The organism is Levilactobacillus mulengensis (genome assembly GCF_003946045.1).
Classification (GTDB): Bacteria; Bacillota; Bacilli; order Lactobacillales; family Lactobacillaceae; genus Levilactobacillus; species Levilactobacillus mulengensis.
The window spans coordinates 1-13,567 of the sequence record NZ_RHNW01000015.1; the positions used below are offsets into that span (position 1 = coordinate 1).

Annotated in this window: 10 protein-coding genes; 7 read left to right on the forward strand and 3 right to left on the reverse strand. The window is 54.2% G+C overall.

What is annotated here, in order from left to right; translation table 11 throughout:
- Positions 1 to 177: 177 nt before the first annotated feature.
- From EKM84_RS11465 to EKM84_RS11485, 5 genes are all read left to right on the forward strand, one after another.
- On the forward strand, positions 178 to 993 hold the full coding sequence (locus EKM84_RS11465; RefSeq protein WP_164511390.1) for an HAD-IIB family hydrolase: 816 nt from the start codon (positions 178 to 180) through the stop codon (positions 991 to 993).
- An 82-nt stretch (positions 994 to 1,075) separates the two neighbouring features.
- Entirely contained in the window at positions 1,076 to 2,371 is a 1,296-nt protein-coding gene (locus EKM84_RS11470) for a PTS transporter subunit EIIC (protein ID WP_225418193.1), read from the forward strand.
- Entirely contained in the window at positions 2,355 to 3,167 is an 813-nt protein-coding gene (locus EKM84_RS11475; RefSeq protein WP_225418194.1) for an alpha/beta hydrolase, read from the forward strand. The genes EKM84_RS11470 and EKM84_RS11475 overlap by 17 nt, the downstream gene beginning before the upstream one ends.
- A gap of 70 nt (positions 3,168 to 3,237) precedes the next feature.
- Positions 3,238 to 4,053 carry a Cof-type HAD-IIB family hydrolase gene (locus tag EKM84_RS11480; protein WP_125765894.1) on the forward strand — a complete coding sequence of 272 codons (816 nt, stop codon included), beginning with the start codon at positions 3,238 to 3,240 and terminating at the stop codon, positions 4,051 to 4,053.
- Positions 4,054 to 4,133: 80 nt separating this feature from the next.
- The gene (locus EKM84_RS11485; protein ID WP_125765895.1) at positions 4,134 to 4,802 is read left to right on the forward strand and encodes a hypothetical protein; all 669 of its coding nucleotides are present in this window, start codon (positions 4,134 to 4,136) and stop codon (positions 4,800 to 4,802) included.
- A gap of 101 nt (positions 4,803 to 4,903) precedes the next feature.
- Here EKM84_RS11485 and EKM84_RS11490 read toward each other — a convergent pair whose 3' ends face one another.
- Complete coding sequence (locus tag EKM84_RS11490) at positions 4,904 to 5,863, reverse strand: nucleoside hydrolase (RefSeq protein WP_125765896.1); 960 nt, start codon at positions 5,861 to 5,863, stop codon at positions 4,904 to 4,906.
- Between the two features lie 332 nt (positions 5,864 to 6,195).
- On the opposite strand from EKM84_RS11490, the gene EKM84_RS11495 reads away from it, so the two are divergent.
- Positions 6,196 to 7,236: a PrsW family intramembrane metalloprotease gene (locus tag EKM84_RS11495; protein WP_125765897.1), complete on the forward strand. Its 1,041-nt coding sequence runs from the start codon at positions 6,196 to 6,198 to the stop codon at positions 7,234 to 7,236.
- Here EKM84_RS11495 and EKM84_RS11500 read toward each other — a convergent pair.
- Complete coding sequence (locus EKM84_RS11500) at positions 7,221 to 7,979, reverse strand: alpha/beta fold hydrolase (RefSeq protein ID WP_125765898.1); 759 nt, start codon at positions 7,977 to 7,979, stop codon at positions 7,221 to 7,223. The genes EKM84_RS11495 and EKM84_RS11500 overlap by 16 nt on opposite strands.
- Positions 7,980 to 8,012: 33 nt before the next feature.
- On the opposite strand from EKM84_RS11500, the gene EKM84_RS11505 reads away from it, so the two are divergent.
- Positions 8,013 to 9,008, forward strand: a complete 996-nt coding sequence (locus EKM84_RS11505; RefSeq protein ID WP_125765899.1) for an NAD(P)/FAD-dependent oxidoreductase — start codon at positions 8,013 to 8,015, stop codon at positions 9,006 to 9,008.
- Positions 9,009 to 10,493: 1,485 nt separating this feature from the next.
- Here the strand turns inward: EKM84_RS11505 and EKM84_RS11510 are convergent.
- The gene (locus EKM84_RS11510) at positions 10,494 to 12,584 is read right to left on the reverse strand and encodes an LTA synthase family protein (protein WP_125765943.1); all 2,091 of its coding nucleotides are present in this window, start codon (positions 12,582 to 12,584) and stop codon (positions 10,494 to 10,496) included.
- Positions 12,585 to 13,567 lie beyond the last annotated feature (983 nt).

Below are 13,567 nucleotides of genomic sequence, written 5' to 3' on the forward strand. Positions count from 1 at the left end.
TAATCCATGTCTATTTTTGTACAGTAAAGGCCCGGCATGCCGGGCCTTTACTGTACAATTTAACTTTCAACCTTTAGTTTAATATCATGAAATTTATAAGCAAACATCGTTGCGCAGCGGCTGGCGGCCAGGTATGATGGGTGCAAGTTAGCTTTACCAGAAGGGGAGATGGGCGGCGTGACACCACGGTTGATTGCGACGGACTTAGACGGCACATTTTTAGATAACGACGGGCGCTACGATGCGCACCGGTTCGAGGCACAGCTGACGGTGATGGCGCAACGGCAGGTCCGTTTCGTGGTGGCCACGGGGGACCCGCTCGACCATGCGCAGGAACTCTTCGCACCGTTAAAGCATCGCGCGGCCATTACCTACGTGGTCGAGGATGGCGCGTTGATCACGACGGCAACCGGGCAGGTGCTGAAGTGTGCCGCCATTCCAACAACGTTGTGGCAGGCGGCGGTCACCTGGATCAGTCGAACGCCCGTGATGGCGGACTGCTTCGTGATTGCCTGTGGCTGGAGGAAAGCCTACACGCAGTTGCCGGCCGATAGCGAGCGCTTTAAGGAGTCGCAGGTCTTCTATCCCAGCCTGACACACGTGGATCAGTTAACGACCGTTACCGATGGCATTTTGAAATTAGATTTGACCTGGCTGAAAACCGACATTGCCCCCCAGGTAGCCGCGTTTAACCAACGCTTCGTGGGGAGTCTACGGGCGACCAGCAGTGGCCTGGGTGGCATGAACGTGACGCTCCCGGGTGTCAATAAGGCCGCGGCCCTACAGTATTTGGGCGACACCTGGCAAATTGGCTCTGCGCAGATGGCAGCCTTTGGCGACTCCGGCAACGATGCCGCCATGCTCGAGTTGGTAGGGCAAGGATTTGCCGTGGCCAACGCGGCACCGGAAGTCTTACGGGAGAGTCGCCAGCAGACGCCCGATACCAACGATGAGGGGGCCGTCCTGAACCAGATTGCGCGCTGGCTAGTTTGAGTTGCTCGCGTTCTAACCGAATGTCCAGTCGGGGTAAATGACCCACTGCCGGCATACAATGGCCGCAGTGGGGGTGAGTGGCGTGCAAATTACAACGAGCCGTTTGGGGACGGCACTGATTGCGTTGGAGGTCAACTGTCAACGTAATCGGCAGGTCGCGGCGATTCGCCAAGCGTTGCGACTGATTTTTCCCATTATTTTGTTGGGCAGTTTAGCAGATTTGGTCGACCAGGCCTGGCTGCAACGGACCGGGTACTTTTATCAGACTCTCCACGTGGCGACCTGGGTGCTACAGCTCAGAGTCATGCGCCAGTACCTGCGGCTGATCAGTGCGGGGACCCTGGGACTGGCGGCCATCCTGATGGCATTTGCCGTGAGCTTTTATTCGGTGGCGCCGGTGACGCGGCAGACCAGCAATCGGCTGATGGCCGGCATGACCGCCGTGATCAGTCTGAAATTCTTTAACGTCAGTCGACCGTCAGTCCTGGCCCTGCGTCCCATCAAATGGGCGTCGGCCAACCTCGGTCTACAGGGCATCCTGATGGGTATTCTGATTGGTCTTCTCGTGGGCAATAGCTATCGTTGGCTCTTGACCAAGCACGAGACGGCCGGCTTGACGGGGCCGTTTCTACTGATGAGTGGCTGGCTGCTGGGAACCACCGCGCTGGGCTTACTGTGGGTGACCACCCAGACGGTCAGTCTAAATGCGGCGTTCGTGAGCGCCATTCAGTGGCCGTTTCGGCTACCGCATTTCATCCTAGGACTCTTGGGGTACAGCGGGTTGACCAGCCTGTACGCGTGGCTGGGGGTGCTCGAGCCCATCACACCAAGCGGGCAAACGGTGGCGACGGCGCAAAATTTGGAAGCCGTCTTGAACCATGCCGGCTGGCAGTTGCCCCATCCCGTGACGCTGCACACCGTCGTTGACGTCTACGCCAACTTTGGCGGGACGGGGATGTTGCTGGGACTGGTGCTGGCCATCCTGTTGGTCCACGGCCATACGCGGCATCACGCCGTGGCGTGGCTGAGTCTGGTCCCAACCCTGGGGAACTTCGGGGCACCAATCATGGTCGGCCTGCCGGTGATGCTGAGTCCGTTGCTGGGCATTCCGTTTCTCCTGGCACCGTTAGTCTGTATCAGTGTCAGCTGGCTGTGCCTGCGCCTGGCCTGGGTGCCCGCGGTGGCGTATCCGCTGTTGACTGGGACACCGGGGCCCTTCCTGGCGTTCTTGGGGACCGGCGGCAACTGGTCGGCGCTGGTACTGGGACTCGTGAATCTGGCGCTGAGCACGGCCATCTACTATCCCTTTGTGAAATGGCACGTCCAGGCGCAAGCTCAGATAGCGGGGGAGGTGGCCGATGATGACCCACGCAATTAAACGCGGCTTTATCGTGGTGCTGGGCCTCTTGGTCTTGCTGAGTCTGCCGGGGTTCCTCTGGCGGTCGCAGCAACGCAGCGAGGTCCGCAGTCATTACCAAACGCTGATGGCGCCCGTCTTTCTGGTGCCTGGCTCGAGTGCGACGCAGAACCGGTTCAATGCGCTGGTCAAGGAACTCAACCGGGAAACGCCCGCGACCCACAGTCTCTTACGGGTCGAGGTCAAGACGACGGGCCAACTGGTGTACACCGGCCGTATCCAACCGGGGGACACGCGGCCGTTCATCGTGGTTGGCTTTCAGAATCATCACGACGGGGCGCAGAATATTTTGAAGCAGGCGAAATGGTTTGCGTTGGCCTTTAATGCTTTGCAGAAGACGTATAAGTTCAATCATTTCTCGGCAATGGGTCATTCCAACGGCGGCCTGGTTCTGACGTTATTTCTGGAGAATAGCCTGGATCAATCGGCCGTGCGAGCGAATCGGCTGATGACGATTGCTACGCCGTTCAACCTGGAGGAAGATGATGCCGCCGTGGATACACCGTTATTCAAGACGCTGGAAGCGGGGCGGCAACGGTTGCCCCGGCAGCTGGTCGTCTACTCGATTGCCGGGAGCAAGACCTTCACGGGGGATGGCATCGTGCCGTTTGACAGTGTGAACCGCGGCAAGTATTTATTTCAAAATCAAGTTAAGGGATTCACGCAAATTACCGTGACCGGTGCGAACGCCAACCACGCGGATTTGCCGGAGAATCAACAAATCGTTGCGCTCATTCGCCAGGACCTTTTGTCCTAATCATGGTTTATTTCACAAGCCGTTACGTGTAAACTAGGGGCATAAGGAAAATTACGGAGGCCAACAACGAATGATAAAGATGATTGCGCTCGATTTAGACGAGACGTTACTCAACACGGATAAGACCATTAGTGAAACCAACGCCGCAGCCCTGCGGCAATTACACACGGCGGGCGTCAAGGTGGTGCTGTGTACCGGCCGGCCCATCAACGCCATTTGGGGCTACCTGGAACAACTGGGACTGACCACGGCCGAGGATTACACGATTACCTTCAACGGGGCCCTGGTGATTCAGAACACGACCAAGGAAGCCTTGGCGCAAAGCGGGTTGAGTCGCACGGACTTCAAGCCATTGCACGCCTTTGCGGCAGCCAATCACTACCCCTTGGACGTCTTGGACTTTGATCAAGTCTATCCCGTCGCTGATTTAACGCCATCGGTTTACCAACAAATGTTGAAGGCCCCGATGACCTTTACCCCGACGTCGTTTGCAGAATTACCCGACCATCTCTTCAGTAAGGCAGTTATGGCAACGGACCCCGCCACACTGGATGAAGTTGTTAGCAAATTGACTCCGGAGCTGACCGACCAGTATCACGTCGTGCGGTCACAACCCAAGATTTTGGAATTCTTGGCCGCCGACATGGATAAGGCCGTGGGGTTGGGTCAATTGTTGACACACTTCGGTTGGGACTTCAGCAACCTGATGACCTTCGGGGATGCCGAGAACGACTTGGGCATGATCAAGGCCGCCGGGGATGGCGTGGCCATGTTGAATGGCCAACCAGCCGTCAAGGATGCCGCTAACCACATTACGCCCAAAGACAACAACAACGCTGGGGTTGCGGCGTACCTTGAACAAACCTTTCCGGAATTGCTAAGCTAGAAGCGGTAGCGCTTGCATTTAAACAGATAAACTGTCAGTATAAAAGGTGTATAGGATTAATCTTAAGGAGGATTTTGGTCATGAAACGTTTGATGGTGAAACTTGGATTAGTAGTACTTGCAGCGGGGACCCTGGGTGGTGTCGCTGCACCGAGCGCGGCTAGTGCTAGCACGAAGGCCAAGCCCGCAACTTTTACGAACACGGACACGAAGCGTTACTACAAGAACGCTAAGTCAAAGACGGCTTTTTACTTTAAGTCATACAAGTCTAACGGTAAGACCGGGACGTTGCTGATTTTTGGTGACTTCAACGGCAAGAGTGCCAACGTCAAATATGGTGTGCCAACCTCCATTAAGCTTAGCAAGAACAAGCGGACGTTGACGACCAAGTACAAGTTGATCGAATTTAAGACGACCGACAACAAGACGACCACGTCCCTGACGAAGAAGACTTACACGTTCAAGCTGACGAAGAAATCCAGCACCAAGTTCAGTACCAAGGTGACTGGCACGAAGCTGAACCGGCGCTTAGCCTCAGCCACTGGCAAGACTTATTCTTACAGCAAGGTTAAGAAGAGTCCGGCCGCTACTTACGCTAAGAAGTACGTGAAGCCAGCTATGCAGAAGCAATACACGGACATCTTTAACAACACCGATGCCCTGACCGAAGCGCAGAAGCAACAGTACGCCACGGAATACACGAACAACGCGGTTAAGACCATGATCAACAACTTTAACTACAAGGCTTAATTGCGATTTTAAAAATGAGCACGAGTCCTCAAGACGGGGGCCGTGCTCATTTTTGCGTCCAACAAAAAAACACCGACCGCAGCCAGTGTTTTCAGTTAAACTTATTTGTTGTTTTTGAATAAAGTAGTCAGGTAGTCCATGAAGACCTTGAGGTAACGGTCCTTGTCAACCATGACGGAAACCTTGACGTTGGTAGGTTCGTTGAGACGGTTGTCATCACCGATAGTCCGACCGTAAGTTTCCTTGTTGTAGTTAACGACCATGTTCAAGTCAATCGTGGTGACGAAACTAGGGTCTAAGGCAACCCCAACGGCGAGTGGGTCATGCAAAGCACAGCCACCCAAGTTGTCGTTGAATTGCTTGTAAGCTTCGATGTAGTAGTCAACGATGTCGGCAAACTTTTCACCAGCAACGGTGCCGAGTTCACGCCATTGCTTGGTTTCCTTCTTGGTTAAGAGGGTCCGCAGCGTGACGTCCAGGCCAACCATGGTAGAGTGAAGTGGGCTGGTCAAAACAGCGTTAGCAGCTTCAGCATCTTGGTTGATGTTGGCTTCAGCAAATGGGGTAACGTTCCCAGGCATGGTCAAAGCACCACCCATGAAGGTCATGTTGCCGATTTCGTTAGCGATTTCTGGGGCCTTCTTCAAGGCAGCAGCCAAGTTGGTCATTGGGCCAGTTGGTACCAACGTCAGGTCCTTGCCGTACTTGTGTGCAGCTTCGATTAAGAAATCAACACCGGATTCCTTTTCGATGGCACGCGTTGGTTCTGGCAGTTCAACTTCACCGATCCCGTTTTGACCGTGAATGTTTGCACTAACTTCCATCCGGTCGAAGTGGTCAGAGGTTGAAGAGTGACTTTCGCCTAAGTATACAGGGATGTCGGTGTGACCCAACAATTCCAAAATCTTCAATGCGTTCTTGCCGCCTTCTTCAACGACAACGTTGCCGTATGAACCGACGATACCGATTAAGTCAACATCAGGTGCACCTAATGCGTAAGCGATTGCAAGAGAATCGTCGATCCCAGTATCCAAGTCCAAAATCATTTTACGTTTTGCCATGATATGAGTGTCTCCCTTTTGGTCAATATTTAAGCTTTAACGCCTGCTTTAACTATAATGTAACTGGTTACATTTAGCAAGCTCACCCCGTCACCAAGTTGAAGCAATTGACGGTTCAGGGTAAGATAGAAGGCAGCCATTGATTCCGGGATTTCTGCCGGTCGATGGCGCTGGAAGCGCTTGAGTAAAGCGTTTTACGTGCGTTGAAAATTAGTGCCGGCTTTTTCGTTAAGTCCGAGAACCGGGTCGCTAATTTTAGTAAATTTTTTTTGAAATCGGTTAATTTGCGACCGAATTCTGGGTTAACGTTAATCTAAAAAGGGGGGCCAGCCATGGCCAATGAAGCAAGCAAGCCAAATCGGAAAAAATTCGAGTACCACAACCATCTGCTAGACGATGCCACCAAGGAAATGAACGAGTGGACCGGCGAGAATAAAGTGGTGGAGATTCACCTGTTTCAGATGTTTTCGGAGGTGTTCAAGCCACACACCCTTGATGATGCGGAGGCCCTGTTCATTGTTGGGACCCGCGAAACCACACCGTCCCTGGAAGCCGTGTCGGCGGCACCCGTCAAGCCCTGGTTGTTCTCCCGGGTCTTTGCGTTACTGGGGGCCAGCTTCGTGCTGTTAGCGATGCTGTTCCTGGTCTTTCGCAGCAACAACGCCGTGCCGGGGATGATCTTCATCGGCTCACTGACGGTACCTTTTGCCCTATTGATCATGTTTTTTGAAATTAATGTGTTCCGCAATATTTCCGTGTACCAATTAATGACCGTCTTTTTAGTCGGTGGGATTCTTTCCTTAATTGCCACCATGATTCTGTACTCCCTGATTCCATCCGGCAACGGCACGTCGTGGGAGTCGGCTCTGGTGGTCGGCTTCATTGAAGAGACTGCCAAGATGCTGGTGATTGCCTACTTCGTGAACCGTTTCCGTTTGAACTATATTTTCAACGGGCTACTAGTGGGCGCGGCCATCGGTGCTGGGTTTGCCGTGTTTGAAACGGCCGGGTACACCGGCCAGTATGGCTTGGTCACACTGCTGATGCGCAGCTGGCAAGCCATCGGGACCCATACGATTTGGTCCGCCATCATGGGTGCCGCTATTATCTTAGCCAAGGAACGGCATCAACCCGTGACCGGGAGCAGCATGGTCGCGCCAAAATTTCTGCGGTTCTACCTCCTAGCCATCGCGCTCCACGCCATCTGGGATTGGAACGCGCCGTTCGCCTTATTAGACATTTTATATCTGCAGCAGTGGATGCTTATCGCCATCGGCTGGGTCGCTATCTTTGTACTGATCAACGCCGGTCTCCGGGAGGCGCGCACGCTCCAGGGCCAACGCATCTTGACAGGCAATCAGCTCGGCGGATAGAGGTAGCGCATCAGCTTGGCGTCCAGCGTCGGATTCTCGTGTAACAGGGAGTGTTGTGTGTCCCAAACGGGCCCGGTGAATGCTTCAAAGCGATACTGACCGACGCGGCCAGCGACCAGGCGCCGCAGGGGGGGCACGGTGTTCGCCGGCACCTCACTGTCGTTACCGGTCCGGCCAATCACGCCAGCAATATTTAAAATTTTCAACTCTGAATAGCGGTCAGCGAGGCGCGTCCGTTCCGGGAAGTCGGCCCCCACCATTACGATGCGGGCGACGGCCACCGGGGCGGGCGCGTGGTCGTTTAGGTAGTCGTAGGCAATCGTGCCGCCGGAGGAGTGGCCGACAAAATTGACCCGGTCAATCCCGTAACGCCGGTGTAGTTGGGTCAGAACGGTTGCCAATTGCCGTGCCTGCTTCTGCGGATGCGTGTTATCTTTGAAAATAACCGGGATGAGCGGATTGTTGCGGCCAACGGACTGGTGTTGCTGCCAGGTCACGTGGCCGTTCCAGGTGACCCGCGCCGTCAGGGCAAACGTCCCGACGTGCGGGCGGTTCAGGCTGGTGACCATGCTACGTAGCGAAAGCCAGGCACCGTGGGTCCCCGGTAGAAAGAGGGTGGCCGTCCGCGTCTGGGGCACGCGCAGATTGTTGAGCACGGTCCAGCGGTGATTCCACCAGCCGATGAAGCTGCCTAAAACCAAGAGTGTTGTGAGTAAAACGGTGAGTCCACGCGTGTGTTTCACGGAGACCACCTCCTTAGAAAGGATTTTGATAAAATGACTGAGCAATTTGATATCACGATTATCGGGGGCGGCCCCGCCGGCATGTTCGCGGCTTTTTACGCCGGCATGAACAATGCCAAGACGCAGGTCATCGAGAGCCTGGCCGAGCTGGGAGGGCAGGTCAACGCCCTGTATCCCGAGAAAACCATCTTAGACGTGGCCGGCCTCCCCGCCGTGAGTGGCCGCGACCTGATTGCCAACCAGCAAAAGCAAAACGCCCAATTCCCCCTGACCGTGAAAACGGGGGAGACGGTGACCAACGTGACGGCCATGGAAGACGGGTTCACCATCACCACGCCAGCCGGCACGTCACAGAGCAAAGCGGTGATCGTCGCCATTGGGAACGGGGCCTTTGCGCCACGGAAATTAAACGTGGCCACAGCGGACGACCTGACTGGCAAGCACCTCTTCTACAGTGTCCGCGACCTCGAACGTTTTCGCGATAAGGTCGTCATGGTTGCCGGGGGTGGGGACGCCGCCATCGACCAGGCGCTGATGCTGGAACCGGTCGCCAAGTCCGTGACGCTGCTTCATCGGCGCGCCCAGTTCCGTGGCTTGCCACACATGGTCGACCTGTTACAGCAGTCCAGCGTTCACGTCCAAACGCCGTACCTGATTCGCGACTTAGCGGAAACGCCGGCCGGCTTGGATGTCACGCTAAAGCCAGTGGGGCAGGCGGGTGACCCAGTCCACACGACCGTGGATGACCTGATTGTCAGCTACGGCTTCACGTCGGACCACAGTGCGCTGGCCAAATGGGACGTCCAACTGGCCGAGAGCCAACGCTTGATTGCGGTCGACTCGACCATGGCCACCAGTGTGGACGGCATCTACGCGATTGGCGACGGCGTCATGTATCCCGGCAAACAGCCGCTGATTGCGACGGGGTATGGTGAGGCGCCGGTGGCGGTGCGGTCGATCATGACCCGCTTCTTCCCCGACCACCACGGTCCGGTCCACAGCACTTCGCTCGATTCTAAATTGCTGTAAGGGTGGAGGAAAATGTCCGCCGACGGCAGTCAGTACTCCCAGCCTGTGGGGCAACCTTGGAAGCCTGAGAGGCGGTCTTCCAAGGCGCTTAGAGCCGCCTGAATTCGGCGTCTCTAAGTCGTCCCATTTAGTAAGCCGGCGAAAGACGCCGACAAACTAAATCGACACAGGCTTCCGTACTGGCTGCCTTACGGCTGATGTTGTGGCCCGACCAGTAAATTGGGTGGGACCGCGAAGTGCCGTGGATCGGGCGTGGTTTTACTCCCTTTACTTTTGGTGTTTTTCCAGCCTGTGGAGCGACCTTGGAAACCTGAGGTGCGGTCTTCCAAGGCGCTTAGAGCCGCCCGAGTTCGGCGTCTCTAAGGCGTCCCATTTAGTAAGCCGGCGAAAGACGCCGACAAACTAAACCGACACAGGCTTCTGCACCCAGCTGCCTTACGGCTGAGATGGTGTGCCGACCATTAAATTGGGTGGGACCGCGAAGTGCCGTGGCCCGGACGTGGCTTTACTTCCCTTATAGTGGTGGGTGGCCCAGCCTGCTAGAAGTACATCAGTAGTATGGTAACTTCACCACACATTGATGATTAGCCACAACTACTTACCCTAACCATAGAAGAAAATTTCATAAACGCAAAGAAGCTGCTCGGACAATCGTAAAGATTGAACGGACAGCTTCTTAATTTGTTCCCAAGGACTGTATTTAACCTTAAAAGTGGTTCTACTGGTTTATTGAACTGTTAGATGTTAAGGTTGCACCAACACGCAATAAACGGAGGCATCCTCTAATGAATCCATCAACCGAAGATCACAGTAAAAATGAACTTGATGAAGCTCTGGCTGACGTCAGGCGGGGCGAACAACGACCTTCACCAATAATTCTGACTTGTTCAAGCATATTCATCAGTTAGAAGATTCCGAGAAAGATGAAGCTCTATCCAATCACTAAACGCAAAGAAGCCGTTCTGACAATCATGATGATTGTTCGAACGGCTTCTTTATTGGTTAAACATTAATTTCATATGGAATAACAACCAATCAGACTACCTACCAAGCCAACCAGCCGAAAGTACATGGTCAATCCCAGCCGGAGTCGGTTAGGCGCGGAACCCTGTGTCGGTGGTGTTGGCCGGTGATTTGCCGGCCTTACAGTACGGAAGATAGACGACTCTAAAAAGAAAACCTGCTTGAACAATCATGACGATTGAACGAGTAGGTCTCTGTTTATCGCTAAATTTTCAGTCAGAAAGGTCACAATTCATGATGACTTAGCGTGGTAGTTACTGCTCACGGAGCCGGAGAAATTCAAGGAACGCAGACCTGTGTCGGTGGTCTTAGGTCGGGAAGTTTCCGGCCTTAGAGCACGGGTCGTACTTGAAGACACACGTTCTTGGTGTGGCTTCAAGTCGCCTTGGAAGACCGTTTCTCAGGCTTCCAAGGGTGCCCCACAGGCGGAGTTCCTTGAAATTTCGTAGGCGGAGTGAGGAGCTACTTACCGCTAGTGTCGTCTTGGTTGGTGATCTTGATTCGGTTGGAATCGGTGGTCTTGTGCCCCAACTCTGGCGCGTCCGTCTTATAGAACGGCTGCGTCGACTTGTCCCCGTTACGGGAGAACAGGCTGGTAGACTTCAAGCCCAACTTCTTTTCCAGCTTCTCTTCCTTTTCCAGCCCATCGGAATAGTTGAAATCGGACGGGTCAACGGCGGTGAAGCCCTTCGGATGGAAGAAACGTAGGAGGTTCTTTTGGTTCAACGAATCGGAGTCGTTCAATCCCTGGTTGACGTGCTTCTGCATGGCGTCTAGCTTAGCCTGCAGCGTCTTGTTAGGATGAATTTCCTCTTGCGTTTTGTTACTGTAAACGGTGCCGTCGATGGACGTATAGTCCGGGCTGACCCAATCGCGGTTACGGAACGCCACGACCGGGTTGTGCGCCTTGGAGAACAGGTCGGTCCCGAACTGAATGTACTTCTTGGTATTCATACCCATCAGGTGCATCAGCGTTGGCAACACGTCGACCTCGCCGCCATAGGTGTGTTCGACCTTCCCCTTCTTGTAGCCGGGCATGTTAAACATCAGCGGCACGCGTTGAAGCTGAGCGTTGTCGTAGTCGTTCCAGTCATCCGGATTGACCCCGAGCAACTTCGCCAGGCTCTTGTTCGACGAGTTAGAAATACCGTAGTGGTCCCCGTAGATCATGACCAGTGAATTCTTATCCAGCCCGGATTTGTGCAGGTAGGCGTAGAATTCCTTGATGGATTGATCGAGGTAATGGGCGGTCTTGAAGTAGTTATCGACCGTCTTGTCACCGGTGTTGGGCGTCTTGAAGCTGGAATCTTCACTGTCCAGCGTGAACGGGAAGTGGTTGGTGACGGTCAGGTATTTCACGTAAAATGGCTGCTGGAGATGCTGGAGGTACTTCACGGAATCGTTGAATAACAGTTTATCCTTTAAGCCATAGCCCAGGGATTTATCGCCCGAGGTGTCGTAGTAACTGGCATCGAAGAAGTACTGGTAACCCAGGTTCTTGTAGGTATTGCTGCGGTTCCAGAAGCTGGCCACGTTCCCGTGGAAGACCGCGGTGCTGTAGCCGGCCTGGTCGAAAATGGCGGGCGCGGCCTGGAAGGTGTTGTCGTTTCCGAGTTGGGTAAATAGCGACCCCTGTGGCAGGCCGTACGTCCCGGTTTCCAACATGGTTTCGGCGTCGGACGTCTTGCCTTGACCGACTTCATGGAAGAAGTTGTCGAAGCTGTAGGTCGCCTTGCTCTTGTAGAGTTTGTTCAAGAACGGCGTGACCTCTTGGCCGTTGACCTTCTTGTTGATCAGAAATTGCTGGAAGCTTTCCAGGTGAATGATGATGACGTTTTTACCCTTGGCGACGCCGTATAGGTTCTTGTCGGGGGCCGCGTAATTCTTGTGCACGTATTTTAAAATGCCACTGAGCTCAGACTTCTTGGCGTGCGACCGCAGTTCACTAGTGTGCTGCGACTTGATGCCATCGTAAACGGTGAAGGCGTCCAGCCCCAGGTATTTCACCAGGTAGGTCCGGTCAAAGGTCCGCGTCAACAGCTGCGGCCGGTCCATTTCGCCCAGGGTCAGGTTGACCGTGAACAACAGGAGGGCGCTAGAGGTGACGGCGAGGCCGACGCGTTTGTTTAACGGCCGCGGGTCAAGGTAGATACGTCGCGTGGCCATCAGCACCAGTACGAGCACGAGGTCGAGCCAGTACAAAATGTCGTGCGGCGAGGTCAGGGCCAGCGAGCTCCCGGAGAGCCCCTGGTCGACCTTGGAATAGCCCAGCATGGTGCTGACGGTCATGAAGTCCGTGAACTCACGGAAGTAGATGACGTTGATGTACAGTAGCAGGCTGTTGAGGATGTCGATGAGAAAGATAAACGGGTAGAAGAAGCGCGCTCGTTTGAAATATAACGCCAACCCGAACAACAGAATCGTTGTTGCCAGGGGATTCAGGAGGAGAATCAGGAATTGAAACGGATCGCTGAGTCCCAGCTTGAAGTCGACGAAATAGGCGAGTAAAGTCTTCAACCAGAATAGGACGACCAGCAGGGTGACAAAGCCCATGCGAGTCCCGGTTCTGGCCCATATTTTTTTGAAACGTTCCACGGTGCGTTCGCTCCTTCGTGTGCGGATAAAGTAGTCTCATTCTACCATATAACTTTGGGTTGTGCCCCACTCGGTGTGCTTCCGCTGGTTAGCCACCCTCCCTGTGGGGCAGCCCTGAAGCCTGGGAAGCGGTCTTCAGGGCGGCTGGGAGCCTTACTAGGACCGTAAGTCTCCCAACTCGGCCGTGGTCTAAGGCGAGAAAATCACTCACCAAAGACCATCGACACAGGGAGGGTGGCTAACCGCTCCAGCACACCGAGTGGGGCACGGCAACGTTGTTTGGTGCATGAGACGTGGGGGTGGTGTGTTGTGGGCAGGTATAAATCAGATGTAGAGATAACAATAAAGCCGTGAGTCTACAAGCTCGGCCGTGGTCTAAGTCGAGAAGAACACTCGACTGAAACCACCGACACGGGGTTCTGTCTGATCACCTCCGGCTCACCTGACGGATTTCCCGGCAGTTAATGGTAGATGGACTAGGGGTTACTTTGTGTTGGGGTTGTGCCCCACCCGGTATGCTTCCGCTGGTTAGCCACCCTTCCTGTGGGGGGCAGACCTGAAGCCTGGGAGGCGGTCTTCAGGGCGGTTGGGAGCCTTACTAAACCCGTAAATCTCCCAACTCGGCCGTGGTCTAAGGCGAGAAAATCGCTCACCAAAGACCACCGACACAGGGAGGGTGGCTAACCGCTCCAGCACACCGAGTGGGGCTCGGCAACGTTGTTTGGTTCATGAGATGTGCGGATGGTGTGTTGTGCGGGGATACCTAATATAGTAGAAACTAGTGCCTAACAAGGTTATGGTAACGGGTAAAACGGTTAGTGAATGGGAACGAATAGACTAGTTATTTAATCATTTTTCTTCTATTGTATATGTCCCATTAATTACATGATGCAATTGCTACGCGTCCCAATCATGTGATCCTTAACCTATAAGCAGACTAA

Excerpts from the sequence above, each read along its gene's own strand:
- EKM84_RS11510 (WP_125765943.1), bottom strand. The coding sequence starts at position 12,584 with ATGGGCTTTGTCACCCTGCTGGTCGTCCTATTCTGGTTGAAGACTTTA.
- EKM84_RS11505 (WP_125765899.1), top strand. The coding sequence starts at position 8,013 with ATGACTGAGCAATTTGATATCACGATTATCGGGGGCGGCCCCGCCGGC.
- EKM84_RS11495 (WP_125765897.1), top strand. The coding sequence starts at position 6,196 with ATGGCCAATGAAGCAAGCAAGCCAAATCGGAAAAAATTCGAGTACCAC.
- EKM84_RS11485 (WP_125765895.1), top strand. The coding sequence starts at position 4,134 with ATGAAACGTTTGATGGTGAAACTTGGATTAGTAGTACTTGCAGCGGGG.
- EKM84_RS11490 (WP_125765896.1), bottom strand. The coding sequence starts at position 5,863 with ATGGCAAAACGTAAAATGATTTTGGACTTGGATACTGGGATCGACGAT.
- EKM84_RS11480 (WP_125765894.1), top strand. The coding sequence starts at position 3,238 with ATGATAAAGATGATTGCGCTCGATTTAGACGAGACGTTACTCAACACG.
- EKM84_RS11475 (WP_225418194.1), top strand. The coding sequence starts at position 2,355 with ATGACCCACGCAATTAAACGCGGCTTTATCGTGGTGCTGGGCCTCTTG.